General features: G+C 54.9%; 17 protein-coding genes and 1 pseudogene. 5 read left to right on the plus strand and 13 right to left on the minus strand.

Features of this window, described 5'->3' with window-relative positions:
* Positions 1 to 327: pseudogene (locus H6G13_RS28480) on the plus strand (hypothetical protein); the annotation flags it as partial.
* A 218-nt stretch (positions 328 to 545) separates the two neighbouring features.
* Here the strand turns inward: H6G13_RS28480 and H6G13_RS22560 are convergent.
* From H6G13_RS22560 to H6G13_RS22600, 9 genes are all read right to left on the minus strand, one after another.
* Positions 546 to 4,310: a PAS domain-containing protein gene (locus H6G13_RS22560; protein ID WP_190487110.1), complete on the minus strand. Its 3,765-nt coding sequence runs from the start codon at positions 4,308 to 4,310 to the stop codon at positions 546 to 548.
* A 213-nt stretch (positions 4,311 to 4,523) separates the two neighbouring features.
* Positions 4,524 to 5,843, minus strand: a complete 1,320-nt coding sequence (locus tag H6G13_RS22565; protein WP_190487259.1) for a DUF58 domain-containing protein — start codon at positions 5,841 to 5,843, stop codon at positions 4,524 to 4,526.
* 5 nt (positions 5,844 to 5,848) lie between these two features.
* The gene (locus H6G13_RS22570) at positions 5,849 to 6,799 is read right to left on the minus strand and encodes a MoxR family ATPase (RefSeq protein WP_190487112.1); all 951 of its coding nucleotides are present in this window, start codon (positions 6,797 to 6,799) and stop codon (positions 5,849 to 5,851) included.
* The gene (locus H6G13_RS22575; RefSeq protein ID WP_190487113.1) at positions 6,796 to 7,944 is read right to left on the minus strand and encodes a DUF4350 domain-containing protein; all 1,149 of its coding nucleotides are present in this window, start codon (positions 7,942 to 7,944) and stop codon (positions 6,796 to 6,798) included. Before H6G13_RS22575 ends, H6G13_RS22570 begins: the two co-directional genes overlap by 4 nt.
* Positions 7,941 to 8,534, minus strand: a complete 594-nt coding sequence (locus H6G13_RS22580; protein WP_190487115.1) for a DUF4129 domain-containing protein — start codon at positions 8,532 to 8,534, stop codon at positions 7,941 to 7,943. The genes H6G13_RS22575 and H6G13_RS22580 overlap by 4 nt, the downstream gene beginning before the upstream one ends.
* 95 nt (positions 8,535 to 8,629) lie before the next feature.
* Positions 8,630 to 9,517 carry an EamA family transporter gene (locus H6G13_RS22585; protein ID WP_190487261.1) on the minus strand — a complete coding sequence of 296 codons (888 nt, stop codon included), beginning with the start codon at positions 9,515 to 9,517 and terminating at the stop codon, positions 8,630 to 8,632.
* 148 nt (positions 9,518 to 9,665) lie between these two features.
* Positions 9,666 to 10,757 (minus strand): M20/M25/M40 family metallo-hydrolase, encoded by a 1,092-nt coding sequence (locus H6G13_RS22590; RefSeq protein WP_190487117.1) that lies wholly within the window; start codon positions 10,755 to 10,757, stop codon positions 9,666 to 9,668.
* Between the two features lie 146 nt (positions 10,758 to 10,903).
* Complete coding sequence (locus tag H6G13_RS22595) at positions 10,904 to 14,056, minus strand: EAL domain-containing protein (protein WP_190487119.1); 3,153 nt, start codon at positions 14,054 to 14,056, stop codon at positions 10,904 to 10,906.
* Between the two features lie 238 nt (positions 14,057 to 14,294).
* The gene (locus H6G13_RS22600) at positions 14,295 to 14,660 is read right to left on the minus strand and encodes a hypothetical protein (protein WP_190487121.1); all 366 of its coding nucleotides are present in this window, start codon (positions 14,658 to 14,660) and stop codon (positions 14,295 to 14,297) included.
* Between the two features lie 139 nt (positions 14,661 to 14,799).
* On the opposite strand from H6G13_RS22600, the gene H6G13_RS22605 reads away from it, so the two are divergent.
* Together H6G13_RS22605 and H6G13_RS22610 are read left to right on the plus strand one after the other, a co-directional pair.
* A complete protein-coding gene (locus H6G13_RS22605; protein WP_190487123.1) occupies positions 14,800 to 16,236 on the plus strand; it encodes a tetratricopeptide repeat protein in 1,437 nt (478 codons plus the stop codon).
* A complete protein-coding gene (locus H6G13_RS22610) occupies positions 16,237 to 16,758 on the plus strand; it encodes a DUF3122 domain-containing protein (RefSeq protein ID WP_190487125.1) in 522 nt (173 codons plus the stop codon).
* A 150-nt stretch (positions 16,759 to 16,908) separates the two neighbouring features.
* Here H6G13_RS22610 and H6G13_RS22615 read toward each other — a convergent pair whose 3' ends face one another.
* The 4 genes from H6G13_RS22615 to rplU form a co-directional block, all read right to left on the minus strand.
* On the minus strand, positions 16,909 to 17,217 hold the full coding sequence (locus tag H6G13_RS22615; protein WP_190487129.1) for a hypothetical protein: 309 nt from the start codon (positions 17,215 to 17,217) through the stop codon (positions 16,909 to 16,911).
* 353 nt (positions 17,218 to 17,570) lie between these two features.
* A complete protein-coding gene (locus H6G13_RS22620) occupies positions 17,571 to 19,433 on the minus strand; it encodes a lectin-like protein (protein ID WP_190487131.1) in 1,863 nt (620 codons plus the stop codon).
* Between the two features lie 490 nt (positions 19,434 to 19,923).
* Complete coding sequence (gene rpmA, locus H6G13_RS22625; protein WP_190487133.1) at positions 19,924 to 20,226, minus strand: 50S ribosomal protein L27; 303 nt, start codon at positions 20,224 to 20,226, stop codon at positions 19,924 to 19,926.
* Positions 20,227 to 20,279: 53 nt separating this feature from the next.
* Positions 20,280 to 20,690: a 50S ribosomal protein L21 gene (gene rplU / locus H6G13_RS22630; protein ID WP_190487134.1), complete on the minus strand. Its 411-nt coding sequence runs from the start codon at positions 20,688 to 20,690 to the stop codon at positions 20,280 to 20,282.
* A 232-nt stretch (positions 20,691 to 20,922) separates the two neighbouring features.
* On the opposite strand from rplU, the gene H6G13_RS22635 reads away from it, so the two are divergent.
* Together H6G13_RS22635 and H6G13_RS22640 are read left to right on the plus strand one after the other, a co-directional pair.
* Positions 20,923 to 22,074 carry a GDSL-type esterase/lipase family protein gene (locus tag H6G13_RS22635; RefSeq protein ID WP_242028482.1) on the plus strand — a complete coding sequence of 384 codons (1,152 nt, stop codon included), beginning with the start codon at positions 20,923 to 20,925 and terminating at the stop codon, positions 22,072 to 22,074.
* Between the two features lie 95 nt (positions 22,075 to 22,169).
* Complete coding sequence (locus tag H6G13_RS22640) at positions 22,170 to 24,506, plus strand: DEAD/DEAH box helicase (protein WP_190487265.1); 2,337 nt, start codon at positions 22,170 to 22,172, stop codon at positions 24,504 to 24,506.
* Positions 24,507 to 24,539 lie beyond the last annotated feature (33 nt).

Raw genomic sequence — 24,539 nt, forward strand, 5'->3', positions numbered from 1 at the left:
AATCCAGGACCTAACAATCCAGGACCCAACAATCCAGGACCCAACAATCCAGGACCTAACAATCCAGGACCTAACAATCCAGGACCTAACAATCCAGGACCTAACAATCCAGGGCCCAACAATCCAGGACCCAACAATCCAGGACCTGAATTTCCTGACAAGGTAGCTCCAACTAGTCAAGCTCCAGGGCTATCGATTGAGACGCCTGGGCGCGATGGGGCACCTCCTCCAGGGCTAGTAAATGGCACGCCTCCTGGGCAAGAAATTGTAAATCCAGGTCGTAGTGATGTTTTGCCTCCTGGGCAGGGTAATACCAATACGCCTTAAACGTAGAAGTCAGTCTGCTGATGTGGCCCAGCCCTAGCAGGTTGACTGTTGAAATAAATAATGGAGCGCATCCGTCAATATGCAAATAGGCAAGCCAATAAAAAAGTGGCTTGCCTATTTGTGCTGCTAACGCCATCCATCAACCTGTGAGGTAACGGCAGACTGGTTTGTTTCGGCCTGGGCGCGGCTGGTTTTAGATGAAGCGAGTTCTGCTTGATTTAACTCTCTAGCTTAACGGTTTCATCCACCTCTTCTTCCACGTTCCAGCCATCGGGTAAGACGCAGGTGCTGCTGTCTATGATTTCGCTTTCCTCGATTTCGCTTTCTTCAGGTTTTGTATATAGGTCTGCAATATCTTCAGAAGGGTTGTTGAAGGCTTCGAGCTCTTCTGCTGAGGCTTCGTTTTGAAGCTGCTGCTCAACGGCAAGTAGATCTGCCAGCACCTCCTCACTGCTTTGGTACCTTTCTGTGAAGTCGTAGCGCACAAGTTGGGTCAGGATGTTGGCGAATTCTGAATTAAGCGTGGAGACAGCGTGCTTCCAAATCACCTCACCAAATTTATCTCGCTGTAAGGCATAGGGAGGGAGTCCAGTTAGGGCTTCGATAGCGGTAATGCCAATAGCATAGAGGTCACTGTTTAATTTAGGCATTCCGGCAGACTGTTCGCTGGGCATGTACCCTTGCGTGCCAATACCAATGGTGGAGGTTACTTGAGCATAGGTATCAGTGAGCTTGTTGGAGATTTGTTTGACTGCACCAAAGTCAATTAGCACTAGGCGCTTATCGGATTTGCGACGGATTAGGTTAGAAGGTTTGATGTCTCTGTGAATAACATTCTGGCTGTGAACAAAGGTCACAACTGGCAGGATGTCTTTGAGCAAGCTGAGGACATAGAGCTGGGATTTGGGCGTACGGGAGGCTAGCTCATCTCGAAGCAGACGCCCTTCAATCATTTCTTCTACCAGATAGAAGGAGTAGTGAGCTTCAAAAGAGGCTAGCAGTCGAGGAATTTGATCGTGGTGGCCCAACTGTTCTAAGGTCTCGGCTTCTGCGGTGAAGAGTCTGCGGGCCAGGATGTGGGCTTTGGGGTCATCGCTGATGATTTTGAGCTGCTTGACTACGCAGGTTGGCGAACCGGGACGCTGGGTGTCTTGGGCGACGTAGGTTTCCCCAAATCCGCCTGATCCCAGTAGTTTGATAACTTGGTAGCGATCTTGCAGCAGCAGACCGATGACTTCTTCTTCGCGGGCCTTGAGCAGGTCGTGAAAGTCTTCCTGCTGACTAATGATCTCCTGAACAATAGGTGAAGTTGCATAGAAGGCTAGGGTCTTGCGCAGCCGCTGTTTGCTGATTTGCTCGGTCACTACATTTGTGATGAGGTAGGCTCCACCCATGGTCAAAAAAGCAATGATAGGGGTGGCTGTAGGCAGCACGACTCCAGCCTGAGAGAAGACTACAAAGCCTAGCCCCAACCACAGGCCAGCGCTGGAAACTGTTAGCGCTAAACGAGCCGTTGGGCGCTTGAGCTGACGTAACAAGAGGCCGTACCCGCAGCCTGTTGCCAGGATTAAAAGCCCTCGCATCCAGGGTTGGGGCAATCCTTCTCGGAGGGCAGTACCGGCTTGTAGAGTAGCGATGTCGTTGGCTAGGATTTCGACGCCTGAGAGGGGCTTGGGGTAGAAGAAGGTTTGGGAGAAGGGGGCAGCCCAGAAGTCTTGCAGGCTGCCTGCTGTAGCACCAATGATGACGATCTTGTCTTTAAAAACTGTGCCGGACTGGAGGTAGTTAGTCCAGGGATCGGAATCGAGCACGTACCAGAACGGGATGTGCTCAAAGGTGCGGTGGGGGCCGGAGTAGTTGATGTAGGGACCAGGTGGGGCAGGATAATCGATCTCGGCTACAGCTAAGACACTCTCGGCAAAACTTTTGACGGAGTCAATTTCGCTGTCGATAGTGCTGGTGCTGTCGATGTCTGCGTTGGATTTGGCTAAGTCGCTAATGTACTGGCTACCCTGTCTGTGAATGCGCCCATCGATTTCAATGGGGAATTGGACGAGTCCGGTTGTTGCGGGCGTGTTGAGGAGAATCGGAATGGGTAGGTTGGGCCGGGATAGGTCGCCCTGGTTTAGGTCTGTGCTGCTGAAGGTTGAGCCAAGGACAACGCGATCGCCGTACTGGTTTAAGATTTGGGCGAACTGCTGGTCGTCGCTGGGTCCATAAGCGCTGTTAGTAGTGAAAAGAACATCGAAAGCAACAACTTTGGCTCCGGCATTGACTAGGCGCTCGATTGCGATCGCAATCAGCAGCGCCTCAGCAATGTGGTGCCCCAAACTGTATTTAATAAACTTAAACCGCTCTATATCCAGATACAGCACAGCCAGGGAACGGCGGCTATCGTTGCGCTGCGCCTCGATTAGCTCCTCTAGCCGCTGCAGAAAAAGACTGCGGCGGGGCAAGCTAGTCAGCGGGTCAAAGTAGGCCAGCCGCTTAAGCTGTTCCTCTGCCTGCTTCTGCTCCGTCACATCCTGCACCATCGATAGCAGCCCGACAAAGTTGCCTTCTGCGTCTAGCAAGGGGGTGTTGTGCCAGCTGCACAAAATTAGCCGACCGGTGCAGGTCTGGTTTTCATTAAAACAGTGGGCCGTCATGTCCCCCTGGACAACTCGCTGAAAGATCTGACTGACCTGAGATTGGGCTGAAGGCGGCACAATTCGGCTGAAGGGGTGCTGACCCAAGACTTCTGCTTTGGTGTAACCAAAAATAGACTCAGCTGCTTGGTTCCAGTCGACAAAGCGGAATTCCTGATCGTGAATAATGCAGCCCACCGGCATCCGGTCGATCTGTAGCTGCAGCCGTTCCTTCAAAGCCTGCGTTTGCTCAAACAGCTGTGCATTGAGAATTGCCAGCGTACACCGCTCACCAATAATTTCCAGCAAGTGCAAAATCCGCTCCTGATAGGGCTGGATGTTTTGCCACTCAAGCTGTAGCACCCCAATGCGCTGGGTACCTCTTTGCAAAGGCACGCCCAGCAAAGTGTGGGTTAAGCGCGGCATCGGGCTAGCGGCTCTAAAGCGCAAATCCTGGCTAGCATCTTCTACATAGAGCGGTTTACCGGTCTGAAAGACAGTTCCGGCAAATCCCTCTCCCACAATGCTGTTGTAAAGCGTGATTTCGGACTCAGACAACCCCCGACTAGCGCGAACGTAGAGACTGTGATTTTGGCTAAGTAGAATCATCGCCGCGTCTGCCTGAGTGACTGACATCAGCCGATCTAGCAGGACACTGAGCAGTTCTTCTAAATTGAGGGTGCTGACGGCGTTGGCAGTAATCAGATGCAGCGCCTGCAGATCTTCAGCCTGCGCCTGCAGATTGGCGATGAGCTGCTGCCGCTCTTCCTGCAACTGCTTGTATTCAGTCAAATCGCGAGCAATGCCGATCAGGCCCTGTACATGCCCCTGAGAATTGCGCCAGACATACTTGGTTGACCAAAAAGTCCTGATCTGGGAGCCCTGTAAAACCTGCTCTTCTAAACTGACCGGCTCACCCCTAGCCATGATCTCCTGATCGGCTTTTTGGATCTGCTGAGCCATTTCTGCAGGCATAAGGGCTGTATCCTCCCGATTCAAAATGGCGTCTACAGGCTGACCTAGAATCGAGGCTGTTACCGAATTCACCATAATGTAGCGACCTCGGCGGTCTTTGACAAAAATCGCGTCGGTGGTGCCCTCCACGACTTTTTGCAGCAAGGTATAGCTTTTATGCTGAGAACGCTGGTTGGTCTGCAACAGTCCGTACAGAATGCCGCTAGTGGCTAGGACAAAGAACCAACCCTTCAAAGTTTGCAGTTGGGTCAGTAGTAACTCATTGGAGACGATTTTTTCGAGAAAATAATCAGAAACTAGTATCCAACACGCGCTAGTAAAGGCATAAACCAAAACGATACGGATAGCTGCGTATTTCTTAAAAGGATTCCCGACAACCATGTTGAATCCTGATCGCTGTGTTGTGCGCCGAGAATGGTTTTCTTGGCTCGGCTTCTATGCAAAATTCTTTAATTCGGCTCTTATCTGAAGGAATCTCGTGGACTTTCTCTACCGAGCTGCTGTTTTCAACAATCTGGGAAATTCATCACACGGGTCTACAGGAATGCCGTCACACACCCTTGAATTGTATCGATTTTTGCGAACAGTGCTGCTTTACAATCGGCTGCGGTTTTTGATGCGAAGGTAAGCCTCGACCAGAGGATCGGTGATCCGGTTAGCGGGCGCATCTAGCACTAAGACGCCCCGCTGCTGCAGGCGGGTAAAGACGGCCTGCCGCTGGGCCAGTAGATCTAAGGCCACTGCTCGCGAGTAAGCCTCACCTACCTGAGTCTGAAAAGTTTGGGCCCGCCGGTCTACTTCGGGATCGCGCAGGGTGACGCAGAAGGGTAGATAACGGGGTCGCAGCCTCACCAGCGCTGACAGCAGCTCTGCTGAGGCAGTTTGGTCTACAACATCGGTGAGCACTACTACTAGGGCGCGGCGGTGCTGCTGTTTTACGATTTGGGTAACTGCCCCTAGGTAGTCGGACTCCAGCAGCACTGGCTGAAGCGGCGTTAGCCGCTCGATCATTTGCTGCAGATAGGGCTGGCCTCCTTTGGGCGGCAGCCAACTGTGAAGCGTGCGATCAAACACGCCTATGCCGACGCGATCGCCCCGATGAATGCCTGCCAGAGCTAGGGCTAGGGCAGCATTGAGGCCCCAGTCAAAGCGGGACAGGCCCTGGACTTGCGCGGTCATCAGGCGACCTCGATCTAGCAGCACGATCAGGGTTTGCTCTCGCTCTGGTTCCAGAACCCGGACTAGGGGAGCGCTGTGGCGGGCGGTGGCTTTCCAGTCGATAAAGCGGGGGTCGTCGCCGGTGCCGTACTCCCGCAGCTCAGCAAATTCGGTGCCAACACCGAGCTGACGCTGCTGCCGCAGGGTGCCGGTCGACTGTAGCGCCAGCCGAATAGAGAGCTGGCGCAGGCCAATTAGGTCGGGGTAGACAGCAACTGTGCCCGCTAGCGGCAGCCTCCAGTCGGCCCAGGCCAGGCCCAACGGCCCCCGCTGCTGTACCTGCAGATCGCCCCAGGCATACTCTCCCCGATGTTTGGGGTTGACGGTATAGGTTAGCTCTGCTGGCTGCCCCACTGGGATGCTCGCTACTAGGGGCATGGGCGTGCCCTCAAATTCGGCCGGGTAGTGGTCATAGATTCTTAGCTCAGCTGCTCTGGAACCTGGCTGCAGGGTCAGCGTCAGGGGATTGTCTCGCCCAATGGAGAGCCGGTGTAGGGGGGAGCGGGTAATCTGTGCCCGCTGGGAGCGCACTTGCCAGCCATCCCAAACCATTGCCAATAGCACGGCTCCGTCTAACACCAGCAGGGTGAAAATAGCTAGCCCTAACCGACTGGGGCCATCAGAAAAGGTGGACTGTAGGGTTGCGATCACACCCAACGCCAGTAGCAGTCCGTAGGTGCGGGTTGTAGGAACCATTGCCATCACCGGGGTACCGGAATGCCATCAAGCAGGCCCCGAATTACCTTTTCGACGGTGAGTCCATCGAGCTGTGCTTCTGCGCCTAGGATCAACCGATGTCGCAGCAGGGGAGGCGCTACGGCCTTGACGTCGTCTGGCGTGATGTAGTCTCTGCCCTGCAGCCAGGCATGGGCTTTGCTGCTTTGCAGCCACAGTACTGCTGCCCGAGGTGAGGTGCCCAGATCCAGATCCGCGTGCTGACGGGTCTTTTGCACCAGCGCTAGCAGGTAGTCCAAAATGCTCTCCTGCACAGTGACGGCCTTAATTGCCTGACGGGCGGCCACGATCTCAGCAGCCGTCGTGATCGGCTTTAGCTTGGCTAAGTCTAAGCGCTTGGCCTCAAATCCGGCTTGGGCGTTGAGCAGCATTTGTTTTTCGGCCGCAGGGTCAGGGTAGGGCACCATTAGCTTAAACAAAAAGCGATCGAGCTGAGCCTCTGGTAGAGGGTAGGTGCCCTCAAACTCCAGGGGGTTTTGGGTTGCGACCACCCAAAACAGATCGGGCAAGGGGTAGCTCTTGCCGTCTAACGTTACCTGCTGCTCTTCCATCGCTTCTAGCAAGGCCGCCTGGGTTTTGGGCGGGGTGCGGTTAACCTCATCGGCCAGCAGTACCTGGGTAAACACAGGCCCCTGCTTGAGGTTGAAACTGCGGCTGGTGAGGTCAAAAATGTTGGTGCCCAAAATGTCGGAGGGCAAGATATCAGGGGTGAGTTGAACTCGGCAAAAATCGGCCTGAATTAGCTGAGAAATGACCTTGACCAGCAAGGTTTTGCCGGTACCGGGAACGCCTTCTAAAATTACGTGGCCACCTGCCAACAGGGCAACCAGCAGCTGCTCTACCAGCGCCGTTTGACCCACTACCACCTGGCTCAGGGTTTGACCGATGCGGTTAATGGCGGCTTGGGGCTCATTCATGGAGCGGGATTCCTCTTGAGGATGGATTGGTGTAGGGTTTGCAGGCGCTGCAGCCAGGCAGCTAGCTCTTGGTCGCGCTGTAGGCGGGTGGGAGGTTCGACCAGGCTAGTCAGTTCCTGGGCGGCCTCTCCAGTTGACTGAGTCCAGGCTGTTTGTAAGGCGGCATCGGGTACAGGCCCTTCTCCTAGCCCCAGCGTTTTCTGTAGGGTCAGCCGCTCAGCTTTACTCAGGGTTGTGGTGACAAAATCGTGGCTACCTGCTTTGTGAAGCGCTCCGGCTAGGGCCGCAATATAGGCCTCGCTGTTGTCTACAACGGGTCTTTTAAGCCGCTGCTTAACGCCAAACCGACGGTTTTGCGCCACCAGCGCCACTAACCCCACCAGTACCAGCTGGGTAACAATCACGACCAGAGGGGTCTGAGCCAGGTAGCTGATCCAGCTGTCGCCGGCTTCTTCAACTACCACATCGGCCTCTTTGTAGCCGTGCAGATACTCGTCTACCCAAATAGGGCCGCCCGCCTGAGTCACGACGTCGGCTAAAAAAGGGAAATTGCCAGGGTCAGCCTGGTAAGCATTTGCGGCTAGATGGGGGGTGACAATGACGGTGACTAGGCCGTTGCCCTCGGGGCGCTGCCATGCGATCGCACCATAGTCATCGGCCAGTAGCGGCTGCCGGGCCTCAGATAGGCTAGCCCGTCGCCGCGTCTCAACTGTAATTAACCCCGCTGGGCTGGCCTGCTGGGTGGCAAACGGAGCGGCTGTAGCCGGTTCCTGTTGGCCCAAAATTATCACATGGTGACCCGCCTCGGCCCAGTCCGAGAGCCAGGGCCGCAGCGGGTACAGCGCTCCAGGCTGGATAAACCCAGAATTTACCTGTACCAAAGTTGCCGGGGCGTCGGGCGCTGAGGTTTCTGCCAGCTGCTTGATCAGGTCTTCGACTGGGCGCTGCCACCGCTGCAATGGCGTTCCCTGCTGAGCCATGTAGTCATACCAGGCACTGTAGCCATCGGGGCCTTGGTTCCAGCTAGAGCCGCTGGTCAGTCGGTTGCTGGCAGGAGCCGCTAAAAAAGACAAAAACGCCAGCAGTACCAGAAAGATCAGGCCAATCCACAGATAACGGTTAGACAGCCGCAGCGGTGCGGTCATGGTCGATCAATCTCCTGATATGCCTGGCGGCAGCGCTGATAGGTTTCAGCTGAGACGGTGGCATTGCCAAACTCGCTGCGCTCATGGGTGCGGATCAGCAGCTCGTAGGGGCGGCCTCTGGGTGCCTGGGCTAGGGTCTGAAGGTATTCGCCATCGGTGCGGCTAGGGTCGTAAACAATTTGCTGCTGCTCATGCAGCTTTTGTAGGGCGGCTAGATAGAGGGCGCGGCAGGCCGCCCGGTATTGTCCGGCTTGGGCTAGGGCATTGGCTTCGCGCCACCACGCCTGGGCAGATCGAACCTCGGGGGTGGGCACTGATCGGGTAGCTGGCTGAGCAGCTTGGCGCGCCTGCCGCTTTTGCCAGGAGGCCAAGATTGCCCGGTACAGCAGCCAGCTCAGCCACAGACCTAGACCTACAACCAAAACCCAAAACAGTCCTCTGGCCAAGCCTGCAGGCCAGCTCCACTGGGGCAAGTCTGGCCCTTCTAGATCAACTTTAGAGAACTGGTACTCAAACCATTCCTGAAACTGCCGAACCGTTTTTCGGATCTGCCAGCCAGGAGTATTAATGTTGTAGGAGCCTGCGACCATGCAGTTTTGGGCGACTTAGGTTGGTTGGGTTGGGATCGTCTGCCGTATTATAGGCGGGGATTTGGGTCGGGAGGCGAGTGAAACTGCGGGTTTCTTCACCGCAGCACAAAATTCATGCCGACCAAAATTAGCCCCATGCTAGACAGCATGACAGGGGTGACCGGTTCGCGGAAAAAGAGCCAGGCCAGCCCTGCGACAAACACCGGCACACTGCTGTAGACCACGCTGGCGGTGCGCGTTGGGCCGATGCGCTGAATGCTGAGATTAAACAGCAGATAGCCCAAGCCCGAAGCCGCCGTCCCCATATAGAGCAAAGATAGAAACGAGGCTAGAGAGAGAGTGGCGAGCTGCTGCCACCAGTACTCTAGCCCCGCCAAAACCAGCAATTGCACCACCCCGCTTAGCGCAGCATAGAAGGTAATGATCAGGCCGCTGTGGCGCTGACTCAGCTGCTTAATTAGTAGGGCATAAATTGCCCAACAAAAAACGGCACCCAGCATCAGCAGGTCGCCCCGATTGAGCCGTAGCTCTAGCAAGCGCAGCAGATGGCCTTGGGTGAGTAGGGTGAGTACGCCAAGCAGTGCGATCGCACCCCCGCCATACTGGCGCAGCCGCAGCCGCTCTCCAATAAACGCTGCGGCCAGTAGCCCTGTGACTACTGGGTTAAACGCGTTAATGATCGCCGTATTGGCAACAGCAGTGTGGCTCAAGCTGGCAAAAAAGAAATAGTGATAGCCTACCACGCCAAAGCTGCCCAGCAAGCCCATCGGCAGCCAGTCCCGTCGCTCAATCTTCAGGTCAGCAGGACTGGCTGAGTACCTAACCAGCAGGCCCAAAGTCAGGGCCGCAATCAGATAGCGCAGTAGAGACGTCGTCAGCGGCCCCAAGTCTAGAGTCGTATATTTACCAGCAACGAAACTGCCCGCAAACAGCAGGCTAGTCAGAACGGGCAGCAGCCCTTTGAGGAAATGGAGAATCTTCACTACGGGGCAGAGTGCAGAGGTTTCTCCATCGTAAGGGAGGTGGGTGAGTGGATGGGTGGGGATAGGAGAGTGGGTTTTGAGTTTTGAGTTCACGAATCAGATGAATTCAAAACTTTCCCATCTCCCTCCCCGCGTCCTCTTCTAACGCCTACTTCACGGCACTCCGTCGCCGTCGCAACATCAGATAGCCTGACCCGGCCCCCACCACTAGACCAATGAAGCTAGTAGGTTCGGGCACGATTGTGCGATCGGCATCAACTCGATCAATAAACGTATCGAAAATCAGGGTGTAGTCGCGGGTGCGCTGCTCGATTAGCCCTGGAAAGACCGTGGTGATCACCTCTCGGTTGTCGAGCGCTGGGATGTGCCAGGTTGCTCCATTTGGAATGGCGGGGTTGCTGGTCTGGGTGTAGCCGTCTAGATCGCCGATATCCCAGTTTGTCGCCTCTGCTGCGACGACCGGCATGAGCAAGTCAAATGACTCTAGGTCGCTGCAGCAGCCCGTTCCGGCGGGGTAATTGGGATTGAGGCCGGGGTTGGTTTCAGCGGCAATGCCGTACTCCTCAGCAATCTCTAGGGTCAAATCGCGGAATCTAAACCAGTCGGGGTTTTCGGCTGCCCCACGACCGGCATGGAGATACAGTTTGTCGCCTAGAACCAAGCTGTCGAGGTTGACCATTACTGCAGTGTTACGGATTTCCTCGGGACTGAGGCTGTTGGCATAGTACTCAGAGCCGATCAGGCCAATTTCTTCGGCCCCAAAGAAGACAAACTTAACGGTGAGATTGGTGTCTTGCTGCAGCCGCTCGGCTAGCTCTAGCAGCACACCGACTCCAGAGGCATTGTCGTTGGTGCCCTCTAGACCAGAGCGATCAAGCGTAGCGCTGCTGGGAGCTGTATCGTAGTGGGCTCCTAGGATGATTTGCTTGGATGAGGTGCCCTGCCGCTCGGCAATGACGTTGTAGGAGGTGAACTGCTGACCTCGAAAGGTGTAGGTAAAGGGCTGCAGTTCTGGCGTGTAGCCAAAGGAGCTGAGTCGCTCACTGAGGTAATCAACAGTTTCGGCTTCCTTGGCGGTGCCGATGCTGCGGCCAGCTAAAAATTCGGATAGGTAGTAAGTTTCTTGAGCGGCGGTGGCACCGATACCCAAAGTAGCGGCTTGGGCCGGGATTGCTCCCATGATCGGTGCTGCGATCGCACACACGCCCCACAAAAGACCTTGACGAGGGAAAAACGGCATTTGCTCTCCAGGTTGCATTAAAAGCATGACGGCTCATCAGTAGTCTTACTGACTGATAAACCGCTGGTTATTTTTTCACATCCCCCCTGGAGGGGTTGTGACGCAGGAGACGGTTTAATTTTAAGTAGCGATCGCTTCAACCAGCCTCAACCAGCAGGTTTAGGCGGCAAGTGAAGTTCTGCGGCCAGCAGCGCTTCAACTTGAGGAGTGGTGAGCGGGCGGCTGAACAGGTAGCCCTGACCGCATTCACAGTGAAGATCCTGGAGAAAGGTGAGCTGGTGATCGGTTTCGATGCCTTCTGCGATCGCATTAAGCCCCAGGCTGTCGGCCAGAGCCACCATGGTTCTGACAATACCGGGGTTTTCCCGCTGTTGGCCCAGTTGAGACACGAAAGACTGATCGATCTTGAGTGCCGTGAAGGGGAAGCGGTGCAGGTAGCTTAAGGAGGAGTAGCCAGTGCCAAAATCATCAATGCTCAGGCCGACCCCATGAGCGCGGATTGCCGCCAGCACGTTGATAGTGTGCTCAATGTCCTCAATTAAAACGTTTTCGGTGATCTCTAAAGTTAGGCACTGGGGCGAGATAGCGGTAGCCATCAAAACAGCCTCCAGTTCAGTGACCAGATTGGGGTCTTTTAGCTGGCGAGGAGAGAGATTAATGCTCAGCGTCAGAGCTTTGGCTAGGGGATGTTGAGCCTGCCAGAGGCTGAGTTGGCGGCAGGCTTCCCGGAGAATCCAGTTGCCTAGGGGCACAATCAGACCCGTTTCTTCAGCTAGGGGAATAAACTCTCCAGGGTAAATCAGGCCCTGTTGAGGATGGTGCCATCTGACTAGGGCCTCAAAGCTCTCGACACGACCCGTTTTGAGCGAAACGACCGGCTGGTAGTGAAGGATGAACTGCTGCTGCTCTAGGGCCAAGCGCAGGGCGTTTTCTAAATCCATTTCACGCAGCACCTGCAGATGCATTTGAGGGTCGAAAATGGCGTAGCAGGCTTTGCCGTTTGCTTTAGCGCGGTACATGGCAATATCGGCGTCTCGCAGCAGCTCGTCGCCCTGCTGGTAACGGGGCGAACCGATAACGATGCCGATACTGGTGCTGACAAAGACCTCTCGACCCTGCAGCGTAAAGGGCTGCTGAAGATCGTGCAAAACCCGCTCGGCAATTCGCACAGCATCGCCAACGCCTTCAATGTCTTCTAGCAACACCACAAACTCGTCGCCACTAAGGCGAGCTGCCAAATCAACGGTTCGCACTAGAGCTGAGAGCTTTTGGGCAATTCCCAATAGTAGGTCATCTCCTACCTGATGCCCCAAACTGTCGTTAATCACCTTAAAGCGGTCTAGATCGAGAAACAGCACAGCAAAATTGAAGTCGGCCTGGCGCTGCAGACGCTCTAGGGCCAGCGCTAACCGCTCCATCAGCAAGTTGCGATTGGGCAGTCCTGTGAGGGCATCGTGCAAAGCTTCGTACTTTAGCTGGTTCTGAATTTCAATTTTCTCGGTGACGTCGCGGGAAGCAGTTTGAATCTGAATGACTTGGCCGGTGTCGTTCAGGATAGAGCTGGTCAGGGTTTCTAGCCAAATGTATTCTCCAGTTTTGCGGCGGACGCGATAGGTAATAGAAGAATCAACGTCCTGTAGAGCTGGCTGATGAATGGTTTCTCGAACGCGATCGCACTCCTCTCGATGAATCAAGTCATAGGGGCTAGTGCCCACCAGTTCCTCAGGCTCGTAACCTAAAAGCATTCGGCAGGAGGGGCTGACGTAGAGAAAGGTGCCCTCGCGATCGTGCAGACACACCAAATCGTTCATGTTTTCAGCCACCAGGCGAAAGCGGGCCTCGCTCTCCCACAGAGCCTCTTGGGCCAGTCTGAGTTCAGTCAGGTTGCGAATGCTGACGACCACTCCTGAAACTGTGCCATCTAGCTCGCGGTAGGGCGAGTAGGTAACGCTGTTAAATTCTCGACCGACAGCAGGGTGCTCAAACCACAGCTCAAACCGCAGGTCTTCCCCCGCTAGACAGCGCTTAAGCCGCTCAGATGTGCTTTTAAACACAGCCTCCCCAATAATTTCTTGAGCTGGGTGGCCTATGATTTCCTCAGGCTGGAGATGGAAACGGTCTAGGTAAGCTTGGTTCGCTAACTGGAAGTTAAAGTTTCGATCAACCAGGGCGATGGCATCTGTGGTGGCCGAAAAAACCCGCTCAAAGCAGCGTAGGCTCTCTTCAGCCTGTTTACGCGCAGTAATGTCTTGACTGACATTGACAATCACCCAGCAGTCAGCCTCGCGATCTCGCCGAGAGGTGTAGCTGCCGGAGATCCAGCGCCAAGAGCCGTTTTTGTGGCGAAAGCGAAATTCGACGTTGCAGGCGCGTTCCTGGAACAGATCCTCAAACAGGGGGCCAGTCAGCATAGCCTGATCCTCTGGCCACACTCGGGAATACCAGAGGGTTTTATCTGCATGTAGCTCCTGGCGGCTAAACCCAAAAACGTGGGCATGGCCAGCGGAGGAGTAGTCATATTCCCAGGTGCGGTCGGCGTAGAGCCGGAAGCTGGCAATGCCGGTGCTGGCGTCGTCCAAGATAGCGCTGAGCTGGGCCTGGGAATGGCGCACCGCTATCTCTAGGGCTTTGCGATCGCTAATATCAGTATCGATTACGGTACACACCCAGCAGCCTGCCTGCTCGTCCCATCGGGCGGTTGCTGCGCTGGCGATCCACCGCAGCGACCCGTCTTGATGGCAAAACCGGTACTCTATGTAGCTTGTTTTCCCGGCTTTGATGACATCCCACACCGGTTTGACGACGGCTTCGATGTCTTCTGGCAGCACCCGAGAAAACCAGAGCCGGGGGTTAGCCCTAAACGCCTGAGCCGAAAAGCCAAAAACGGACTCTGCCCCTTCTGACCAAAAATCATAGGTAAAGCGGTTATCGGGATAAAGTCGGTACTGAGCAATGCAGGCCAGAGTGTTATTGAGGATATCGGCCAGTTGGGTTTGATTTTGGGCAATTTGATGGTGAGCGGTCTGTATCGTCAAATCCAGCGGCTGGTGCTGGGGAGTGTCCTCAGCGGCGTGGGTGGGGTCTAAGCGATTGAGGTACCTGCGGTAAAGAATTTGCCCTAAGATGACCTGGCAGATTGAAGAAGCTGCGATCGCATGGCCCAGCCCAACCCCAGCAAAAGCAGCCTGGCTCTGGGGCAGAAAAAGCCAGCTCAAGGCAGCTGCTAGGGTGATCCCTTGCAGGCTCAGCAGCAGTACCCAAAGCACCTTAAGAATGACCCGCCCTGAATTTGACGACATCCCTAGAAACCTCTCTGGGAAAATCTCTGGGAACCTACTTTGGGCCAGCCACTGTAGAACCTGCTCCAGGGCCTTCTTAGGGGCCTTCTCGGAGGCTTTTTCCAGGGCCCTTTCTGAGGCCATTCAGTAAATATCCTGATGTGAGCGTCCCTAGGGTTCCCTACCCTCCCCAGTATTATTGATACCCGATTTTGGATTTCCCGGGCTCATCTGCAGCAGGGCTGTAATCCTCATCTCTTCAACGGCTTCTCTGCTGCTCTAACTGCGTAACTCGCTCCTCTAAAGTGCGGATCTGCTGCCTCAGCTCAATAGTTAGAGTTGCCAGGTTGTCAAACTGCTCCCCCAGTGAAGGATCGGCTGGAATCTCCCCGGTCGGAGTCGCGGGACGAGGGGCTGCAGGACGGGCCAAGCTGGGCTGAGATAGGCGGGCCTCGATTTGGCTGACTTGCGATCGCACCTGCCGCAGCTGAAACTCTAACTGCGACAATCGCGATTCCACCTGGGCCGATGCGGGGGCGGGCATGAGCCCCACCAGCACCCAAAATACCAGTAGAGTCAGCCCGATCAGCCCCCACCGCCACCGAATGCGAAACGGCTGCTTCATTTGAATTGCCTTGAGCGTATCTTCTCTATGGTAAAAAATCTGGGAATCTAACTATTTCATTCCCGGCAGGGTGACCTATGATAGGCCCCATACCCGTTTTCAATCGGGACATCTCGTGATAGGCGTGGGGGAGACAGCTATGACCAAGACTCGTACCATAACAACCTTGCTGAGCCTGACGCTGCTGTTAGGATTGGCTCCAGCGGGGGCTCTGGCTCAGGCTGAACCGGCTTCCGAACCCGTTGAGGGTCAGTCGGAGGAGCCAGCCGTTTCGCCGCCAGTCGTGGCTCCCAATCCGGTGGAGGCTTACAACCGAGGCGTGGAGTTGTTTCAAAGCGGCAACCTAGAAGCAGCTCTAGTTAGCTTTGACGAAGCCATCGCTGCCAACCCCAGCTACGCTGAAGCTTATGTCTATCGGGGTCTGGTCTACGCCCGACAGCAAGACTACACAACAGCAATTTCCAACCTAGACCGAGCGATTCAGCTCAACCCGAGCTACGCAACTGCCTACTTCATGCGGGGCATTACCTACTACAACATGGGTAACCGCGAGGCCGCCTCGGCGGATTTTAATACTGCCGTTCAGCTCGATCCAGACTCGGTTGAAACCTATCTGTATCGAGGTTTGGCAGACTCTGACGCAGGCAATACGGATCTGGCCATTGAAGACTTTACTGAGGCCATAAACCGCAACCCAGACTCGGTCGATGCCTATATCTTGCGTGGTTTTGCCTACGAGAAAGTCGGGGCCCACGAGGATGCCGTAGCCGATTTTAGTCGGGCCATCGAACTCAACAACAGCCGCCCTGCTGCTTACATGGGTAGGGGTGTGGGCTATTACCACCTAGGCCTGCTAGAGCCAGCCCTAGACGATCTGAATCGGGCTATTAGCCTCAATCCTAATGGGGCTAGCGCCTATCTCAATCGCAGCTACATCTACGTGCAGCAGAACCGGCTTGGCCGAGCCCTTGAGGATTTGAACCGAGCGATTGAGCTCAACCCCAGACTATCCGAGGCTTACATGAACCGGGGCATTGTGCGAGCCAACCAGCGAGATTTTGCTGGAGCTGAGCGAGACTTTGCCCGTACCCTAGAACTCAACCCAGAACGAGCCGATGCCTACAAGCAACGAGGCGATGCCCGGATGTCTACGGGGGACGAGTTGGGGGCGATCTCTGACTACAGTGAGGCCATTTTTATCGATGCTAACTATGCTGAAGCCTACAAAGCTCGGGGCGATGCTCGATTAGCAATTGGCGATACGCCGGGTGCGATCGCAGATTACAGTCAGGCCATCGATATCCGACCCAACTATCTAGATGCGTTTTCAGCCCGAGGGCGCGCCTATGTCCAAACGGGGCAGTCTCAATTTGCCTACAGCGATCTGACCCAGGTAATCTTGAACGACCCCCGCACCCTCAGCCCTGATGTCTACTTCCACCGGGGCATGGCTCAAGCCACCCTAGGTGAGAGCTTAGGGGCCAGGCAGGACCTACAGCAGGCCGCTGATCTCTATCTGAGAGTGGGCGATGCCGCAGGCTATCGAGCGGCACTTGAGGAGCTCGGACAGCTATAGATGGCTCATTTTTGGTTAGGCGGCAAGCCCTTGCAGCGGTGGCTGGTTGGCTTGCTGCTGGCCCTGGTGCTGGTCTGGGCCGCGCCTGCTGCAGCGGCCACACATACCTACCATGAACGCCCCGGACAGACGACCTACCGTTCTCAACAGAGCTTGCGCGATCGCACTGATCGCGCCTGGCAGGCAACCCTGTTTAAGCGTTTTATAGGCGGCGAGCTGCAGGGAATCTACCTGCGACTGGTGGGTTTTCCGGGGATGACCCAGGTTGCTGCCCAGCAGCCGCTGCAGATTAGCACCGGCACTGGGCTAGCGTGGCAGGCTGCGTCCTCCTTAGATCCGCAAACCCAAAATCTGCCAGATAATGTTGGTCAATATGACCTTCAGCCAGTTCTGGCCGATCTGAAAGGGGCTATTCCTCTAGAACTCGTCGTGCCGCTACGTCGGGGCGAAGCCCATTTAGCGGTTGCTCCCTTCGTTGTTGAAGAATGGCGCAGCCTAAGAGATCAGGCAGAGACCCCTTAACGTCTTGGCCCAGCTGTTCGCTAGAGCTTGGCTATAAAAATTGGCCCATTAGTTTCTTTTAACTAACGGGCCTAATTCGATTCAGCCGAAATAAACGGGGAAGCTGCTGCAGATCTCGCTGCAGGTTTTACTTTCTCAGCTTTCTACCCGTTAGACCAAACCGGGGCCTTTGCCCCCCGGCTCGTTGATTTCCTGACGCTCTTCAACGCGGCGCTGCTTCTCAGCCTCTTCCTCTTCCCGCAGGTCGCCGGGTTCATCAACGTACATCTCAGGCTCAATAGCAAAGTTATTAACCAACCCTTCCTGGTCTGTTGTGTAGCCGCCAGCAGTATCTAGCGTTCCTTCGTGGTCGGGTAGTTTCTTAAAATTTTCTCCTTCACGGTCTTCTCTGGCTCCTTTTTCAGCAGGAGTAATATGAGGATCGTAGTTACTAGCTTTGTTATCAACGGTGTCTGCCATAATAGCCTCTAAAAATTGAACAAAATTCACTTTAATCGAGCCACACTTTTAAGCGTTAAGCAAAGAAAAATGCTTCAGCTCAGTCGATTAAAGTCAGACTAACCCGCCAGAATTTACAGCGAACCTGCCTTCTGAAAGAGGTGATCCCCATCACTTAGGTATAGATAGCCTGCGTTCTTAATGTTCCGTTCGGCTGCTGCAAAAAACGTAACTTCTCTAGATCTAAGGACTACCAGAACTCCGACGGGAACAGGACTAACCAGTCTGGCTTCTGTACCCCTAAAGTAGTGCCTCTGCCTCATTGAACGGAGGCAGAGGCAGGGCAGTTTTAGGCAAGGCCGCTTAGGTTGTGTTTATGCTGCGACGGCTGCGATCGCACGACCTTCAGAACGGCCGAAGAGGACATAGTGGGATAGACCACTGACTAATCCTCCAGCTTGTACCAGTGCCCCTACATCAGGATTGAGTGCAAGATACCCGCTCTCATCGAAGACAGCGCTCGGGTTGCGGCCTTCCTTAGCTCCTAGGGTTACGTAGTGCTCATAGCCGCTGCCAAACAAGCCAGCTTGCACAGCATTTCGCACATCAGTGTATTGTGCCAGGTAAAAGCTTTCCTGGAAGAGCATGAGCTGGGGCGAGCGCGACTCATTTACACCTACCTCGCTCCAGTGCTCAAAGGCGCTGCTAAAGGTACCCGCAGCGACAGCAGCCTGCACATCCGAGTAGCGCGTTAAGTAGTCCTGCTGATTGAATAGCTGGCTGGGGTTGCGTAGCTCCCGATGACCATGCATGGCAAAGTGTTGAAAGCCGCTCTTGAAGGCACTGCTGGCAACAGCCAAAGCGACATCCTGGTTGGTTTCTAGATAAAAGCGCTCGTTGAAAACGCTAGTAAAGTCTCGTCCCTCCAACCAACCAACCTGCCTAAAGTGATCAAACCCATTTGCAAACTGGCCGGTTTGCACAGCACTGGCGATGTCTTGGTTGTTGCGTAGGTAGCGAACTTCATCAAAAAAGAGCGAAACTTCCAAGCTACCTTGAGCAGAAACACTCAGAAAGTCGCGCCCTTCCTGGCGTCCAAACTGAGTGAAATGGTCAAAGCCATTGGTGAATTGACCGTTTTGCACAGCGATAGCTACGTCCAGGTGAGTCAGCAGGTAACGCTCTTCATTGAAGAATTGGGTATTTAGTAGGCCCCCTGTTGCCGATGGAAAGGGTGGAATTGCAAGATTAGTAAAGCCGCCAAATTTAGCAAACTGTTCAAAGTTAAAAATCTCATCCCTGATGACTGGCAAAAGCGTGGCGGGAGGCGTCACAGGGGGGAGGTCAGGAGGCGTTACAGGGGGCGTATCAGGGGCGATGGTCAGTGTCAGTGTCCCGGTACTAATGAATCCTGCCCCGTAATCAACGAGGTAGCCAGCCTGAGCATAGGGGCCACCGCCGCCACTGTTGGGCTCGTCATACCATTGGCCCAGCAAAATTGGAATTCCTGGCCCAGCCATCAAAGCGAAATCGTCGCCCGGATCAGGCGCTGCGTTGTTAGGCTCAGTGATAAACCAGTTGGAAAAGCCTGACGCAGTTACGCTGCCACTTTGATTACCCTGCCAAAACAGAGTGCCAGATTCAGGGCCGGTAACCCATCGCCACTGTCCTTCTGCGTCAACATCACTGGCCCCAATCCAGGCGTTACCTTGAATCAGCCCCTGGACAAAGTTCTGTTCATTTTGAGAGGTAATCGTTGCTAGATATCCACTGGTCCCCACGAAGTTGCGCGCAGCAGCGGCATTACGAGCATCTGCCCAGGTAAGTCCGCTCCCAACAACATATTCGTAATAGGCTCCGCTTAAAGGGTCTAAGCCTGCTTTGCTGATCGAGATTTCAACTGATTTTGAGCCGGTTCCGCTGGTGTTGATGTAAACAACTTGCCGCAGAGCTGCTTCGTAATCTGCTTCAGAAGCATTACCGGTAAGCGTTAAGACTTTTTGGCTATCGTCGTAGCTCCACTGAATCAAGGTTCCAGGAACGTTGCCCTGAGTTTGGCTGCCTTGCTCTTTTATACTGAGATTACCTTGGGCAGAACCTGAGGCAGAAGCAATTTTGACTGTGGCACCTGTGAGATCGCCAATTCCATCAGCCAGGTCTAGACTCGGTGCAATATTGGTGGCAGTGCCCTCTTCAAGAGAAATTGCGCTAGTTAGTTGATTGATAAGGGTTGTCATATTGAGCTTCGGGAAAAGACAGCAAAACTATTACGCTCAGGTATAAAAGAGCTTAGGCTTCCCAAATGTGTTAAGCCTTTTGCATGCTCGCTCTATAACCGGGCGCAGTGAGCTTTATGTTTGCAAGTCCATTCAATCAATTCGAATGGCTTAGTGTGTTGCAAACTCAGCAAACCCTTAGATACTGTCTATAAAAGGCACCAGAACTCTAAATTTCTTTTTTAGGTATTGCTACCGATTTCAGAAGCTGCTAAACTCCCGTTCGCTTTTATTAAAACTGTGAATCAACATCAAAATCTTAAACACGCTTTATCTTTTCATAAACTCCAATTTGCTACTTCAATTCTGAATTACAAGTCCTGAGCCTAAATTCAGATCGCCAATAGTCATAGCGCTGACTGCAAGTCACATGCATATTCAAAAACAAAGCCGACTACCTCAAGGGGCAACCGGCTTTGTTTGGATTTAACTTAAATTGACTTCAGCTAGATTAGGCCGTTGCGGTTGCAGTTGCCGTTTCATTTGCAGTTTCAGCTGCAGCTGCACCGTAAACACTGACCTTCTTGCCGTTCTTACCTTTACGCTCAAAGGTAACAATGCCGTCAACCAGGGCAAAAAGGGTATCGTCGCTGCCTCGACCGACGTTGTTACCAGGGTGCAGTTTAGTGCCCCGCTGACGAACCAGAATATTGCCTGCCTTTACAGCTTCGCCACCGTACTTCTTCACGCCCAAACGCTTAGCATTTGAGTCGCGACCGTTCCGTGTGCTGCCTGTTCCTTTCTTATGAGCCATATCGCCTCCCTGTGACTATCCAAGATATGAATGCTTGATACTGGTTGCCTACTTTATTCCTCTTCAGCAGCACCTGTAGTAGTTGAAGCCGTATCTACTGTTGCCTGACTAGAAGCGGATGCATCAGCTGCTTCAGCAATGGCTGTGCCATTCAAGTTGATTGCATCTACCATCAGTCGGGTTAGTTCCTGGCGGTGCCCCCGCTTCTTGCGGGTTTTCTTTTTGGGCTTCATCTTGTAAACGATGATCTTGCGTCCCCGTAGATGACGCATCACGGTTGCAGTGATGGTTGCGCCCTCAACAACGGGTTGACCGACGTGGGCTTCACCGTCGTTGTTGATAAACAGAACTCGATCAAGCGTGATCTGCTCATCTTCGCCGATCGCCAGACGATCAACGTCGTAGAAACGACCTGGCTCTACTAGGATTTGCTTGCCGCCGGTTTCAATAATTGCGTATGTCATCTCTCACCTCATGGATGCCGTACAGGTAGCCGATCACTGCTCTCGCCAGAGCAAGCACGGCTCTTAGAAACCTGATCCGAGCAAAATAAACAGCCAGTTAACCATCATGCCTGAGAAATTCCTGCTCTGTCAAGAAACCCTTTTGCTATCGGGTGGTTAGGTCAGAGTCAAGTTTTCAAGACAGATAAAATTCTGTCCTGACTGAGCCGGAGATCGCTGTCAAGAGAAGGTAATGGGTCTTCCTTGGGAAGGAGAAAATATGGCCGATGTGTGCTTGATGGCAGCTCAGATACTGGCGGACTGCATGAGCGATCCTGGGCAGAAACCCATGATTCACCGTGAACCTGTAGAAGCGGTGGCTATGCGGCCTACCATTGCCCCGCCCCGCCCTGCCAGCGTGGCAGCCTCTTCGGCTCCCATGACAGCACCCCCGGCTCCTTTTGCTCGGCCAGCTCCCTGTGAAGCGGGGCCGGTTGGAAAGGGGGGATGTGTAGCGGCATCCTCTGGCGTCGGTTTCGTTTCTGCGCAGGCGATGGCGGAAACAGCGGCAACTGCCGATATCACCCAAACGGCTCCGGCCCGTACGGCTGCTCGGCCCCAGCCTTTGATTCCCATGCTGCCCCGATTTAGCCGCCCGACGTCAGTTCATCCGGCGGTTGCCATCAGCGAAACCCATCTGTGGATGCCTCGGCCCCAGAATGGGACTCAGCTTTATTCTCAGCGGCGAGCTGCTCTACGGTCTGGACAGCTATTTACTCGTATTTCACCTGGGGCCTTCCGGGAGCAGTGGGAGGCGGCAACGAGTCAGCCAACCCACCAGCAGTGGCAGGATCTCCTGGCCCAAGAGGCGCGGGCCGTGACGGCAGGGCAAGGCGGTAACCGGCTTACCGTTGTGGTGGGGGATTCGCTTAGCCTGTGGCTACCTTCGGAGGCGCTGCCGCGCGATCGCTTCTGGCTCAATCAAAGTATTTCTGGAGAGACGACTGCTCAGATTTTGCAGCGGCTTCCGGCCTTTGCCTCGACCCGCCCCGACACTATTTATGTGATGGCTGGGGTTAACGATTTGAAGAATGGAGCCTCGAATGCAGAGGTCGTGAATAACTTGCGGCTGATCACCCAGCGCTTGCGGCAGCAGCACCCCGAGGCCCGCATTGTGGTGCACTCGATCTTGCCAACCCGGCTAGCAAATATCTCCTCGGCCCGAGTGCGGCTGTTAAACCAGCTGATTGGCTATGCTGTGCGGCATCAGGACGGAGAATTTTTGGACTTGCAGCCCCAGTTTACGGATACTCAAGGCAACTTGAGCCAGGATCTGACGACCGACGGCCTGCATTTAAACCCTCAGGGTTATCGGGTTTGGCAGATGACGATGCTGGCGATTTAAAGGCCCCAGGAAGACCCCAGGATTTAGCTACCTCAAAATTTATTTCTGAACCAGGCTGAATCGCTATGCTGGAGAGAATCGGCAGCGGATTCAGTATGACAGCGGTTAGCCAGTTAGATAGAGCAGCCCTTCTCCAGCAAATTCGCAGCAGCCTCAGACCGGGGCAGCAGGCGCTGGCAGACTGGTCGGGTGGGCCGCTGGCAGTGTCGGCGGTGCCAGGATCGGGCAAGTCTACTGGAATGGCAGCGGCGGCGGCGATTGCGATCGCACGTCACCAGCTCCACGTCAATCGCCAGCTAGTGTTGGTCACCTTTACCCGCTCGGCAGCCGCTAACCTCAAGGCCAGAGTTCGGCACCATTTGCGCCAGCTAGCGTTGCCCCCAAACAGCTTTGTGGTTTATACCCTGCACGGTCTGGCCTTAACCATTGCTACCCGCAACCCCGAACTCTCCAACCTGAGTTTGGAATCGCTCACCCTGGTTTCACCGGGGCAGAGCAACCGGCTGATTCGGGCCTGTGTGGAGCAGTGGATTGTTGCTAACCCCAACTTCTACCAGAAGCTGATTGAGGGCCGGCGCTTTGATGGCGAAGAAACTGAGCGGCTAAGACGGCAGTCGGTTTTGCGGACAGAGATTTTACCAGCGCTGGCGCTGACTGCCATTCGAGAAGCTAAAAGCTCGGGCGTTTCTGCCGCAGAAATGGGCCAGATTTCGTTGAACCTGACGCAGGCTCTGCCGGAGGGTGTGGAAGACTACAGCGTACTTTCGATGGCTGCTGGTCTGTATGAGCGCTACCAGGATCTCCTGCAGCAGCGAGGCTTTATCGACTACGACGATATGATTTTGGCTGCTCTGCGAACGCTGCAGGATGATGAAACTCGGCGCTTTTGGCAGGGGCGCATGTTTGCGGTCTTTGAGGACGAGGCCCAGGATTCATCGCCGCTGCAGACAGAGCTGCTGACGCTCCTAGCGGCGGATCCCCAGCATCCGGACGCGCCGCCCAACCTGGTTAGAGTCGGGGATCCCAATCAAGCGATCAACTCGACGTTTACCCCGGCAGACCCAGTTTTCTTCAATCGATTTTGTGATGATTGTCAGCGTCAGGGCCGGTTGATCACGATGGATCAGGCTGGGCGCAGTAGTCAGATCATTATGGATGCGGCCAATGCGCTACTGAAGTGGGTCAATCAATCCCGGCTGGCTGGGGGCGAAACGCCCTTTCGAGATCAGGCGATTTTGCCGGTCACTTGGGATGATCCTCAGGCGGATGCTAACCCGCTGCCGGAAGGGCTGGGGCTGGAACTGCAGGTGCCCGATGACATTACCGATTCGGTGCGGCGACTGGCCCAGCGGGTGGTGGATCTCCATCAGCAGCAGCCCGACTACAGCTTTGCGGTGCTGGTGCGAGAGGGGCGGCAGGGGCTGTTTATCGGCAACTTGCTGCGCAATCCTGCGGCCCTGGGGGTAGATCTGGCCCAGGCGGGGGTGCGGCTGTATGACGTGGGCGAGCGCGATCGCCAGACTCAGGTGCCTGAGGAAATGCTGGCCCTGATGCGGTTTATTGAGCGGCCCCACTCGCCAGATGCCCTGAAGGGAGCGCTGCGGGTGCTGGTGGATCGTCGCCGCATTCCTACCCAGGATCTCAATGCGCTGGCGAATGCGCCCGAGCAATTTCTCTACCCTGGCCCTTTAGATACGCCGCCCGACACTGATGCGGCCCGGCAGGCGCGGCGGCTATGTGCGGGGCTGTTGCGATCGCGACTAGAGCTTCCCCCCTACCACCTAATTCCTTTCATTGGGCTGACCCTAGGCTATAGCCAGAGTGAGCTAGCGACTGCCGATAAGCTGGCTGCTCGTCTCAGTCAGCAGACTCGAGAGCACAACACGCTGGCTGCCATGCTGGAAGCCTTGCAGGAGATTGTGGGTTCTGAGCGGTTTGAGGGGGTTGATACCGAGGAAACCGAGTCGCAGTATTCGCGTCCGGGCCAGCTCACTCTGATCACAATGCACAAGGCGAAGGGTCTGGACTGGGATGTGGTGTTTCTGCCGTTTCTCCATGAAAGAACGATCCCCGGTGAGCTTTGGGTGCCGCCCCAGGGAGAATTTTTGGGCGACTTTACCCTGGCTGATGTGGCCCGCGCTCAAATTCGGGCCTATGCCCACGGCGAGAGGGGAGCCGCTACGCTTCCCGATGTTTTGTCTGCCTGGGATCAGGCCAAACACCTCAAAACTGCTGAAGAGTACCGCCTCCTCTATGTGGCGATGACCCGCGCCAAACGTCTGCTCTGGATGTCGGCGGCGCGGCAGGCCCCATTTACCTGGAGCAAGCCTGAGAAGGTACAGGAGGCTCAGCCCTGCCCGGTCTTTCCGGTGCTGCGGCAGCGATTTTTGCCTAAGGGTAGCGGCTGGGTGGGTAAAGAAATAGGAAAATAGTCAATAAGCGGCTATCTGCATAGGAGGAGTTTT

Origin of the sequence: Pseudanabaena sp. FACHB-2040 (genome assembly GCF_014696715.1) — a bacterium.
Taxonomy (GTDB): Bacteria; Cyanobacteriota; Cyanobacteriia; order Phormidesmidales; family Phormidesmidaceae; genus JACVSF01.

Coding starts and splice junctions, on each gene's coding strand:
- H6G13_RS22560 (WP_190487110.1), bottom strand. CDS start 4,310: ATGGTTGTCGGGAATCCTTTTAAGAAATACGCAGCTATCCGTATCGTT.
- H6G13_RS22565 (WP_190487259.1), bottom strand. CDS start 5,843: ATGGTTCCTACAACCCGCACCTACGGACTGCTACTGGCGTTGGGTGTG.
- H6G13_RS22570 (WP_190487112.1), bottom strand. CDS start 6,799: ATGAATGAGCCCCAAGCCGCCATTAACCGCATCGGTCAAACCCTGAGC.
- H6G13_RS22575 (WP_190487113.1), bottom strand. CDS start 7,944: ATGACCGCACCGCTGCGGCTGTCTAACCGTTATCTGTGGATTGGCCTG.
- H6G13_RS22580 (WP_190487115.1), bottom strand. CDS start 8,534: ATGGTCGCAGGCTCCTACAACATTAATACTCCTGGCTGGCAGATCCGA.
- H6G13_RS22590 (WP_190487117.1), bottom strand. CDS start 10,757: ATGCCGTTTTTCCCTCGTCAAGGTCTTTTGTGGGGCGTGTGTGCGATC.
- H6G13_RS22595 (WP_190487119.1), bottom strand. CDS start 14,056: ATGTCGTCAAATTCAGGGCGGGTCATTCTTAAGGTGCTTTGGGTACTG.
- H6G13_RS22600 (WP_190487121.1), bottom strand. CDS start 14,660: ATGAAGCAGCCGTTTCGCATTCGGTGGCGGTGGGGGCTGATCGGGCTG.
- H6G13_RS22605 (WP_190487123.1), top strand. CDS start 14,800: ATGACCAAGACTCGTACCATAACAACCTTGCTGAGCCTGACGCTGCTG.
- H6G13_RS22610 (WP_190487125.1), top strand. CDS start 16,237: ATGGCTCATTTTTGGTTAGGCGGCAAGCCCTTGCAGCGGTGGCTGGTT.
- H6G13_RS22615 (WP_190487129.1), bottom strand. CDS start 17,217: ATGGCAGACACCGTTGATAACAAAGCTAGTAACTACGATCCTCATATT.
- H6G13_RS22620 (WP_190487131.1), bottom strand. CDS start 19,433: ATGACAACCCTTATCAATCAACTAACTAGCGCAATTTCTCTTGAAGAG.
- rpmA (WP_190487133.1), bottom strand. CDS start 20,226: ATGGCTCATAAGAAAGGAACAGGCAGCACACGGAACGGTCGCGACTCA.
- rplU (WP_190487134.1), bottom strand. CDS start 20,690: ATGACATACGCAATTATTGAAACCGGCGGCAAGCAAATCCTAGTAGAG.
- H6G13_RS22635 (WP_242028482.1), top strand. CDS start 20,923: ATGGGTCTTCCTTGGGAAGGAGAAAATATGGCCGATGTGTGCTTGATG.
- H6G13_RS22640 (WP_190487265.1), top strand. CDS start 22,170: ATGACAGCGGTTAGCCAGTTAGATAGAGCAGCCCTTCTCCAGCAAATT.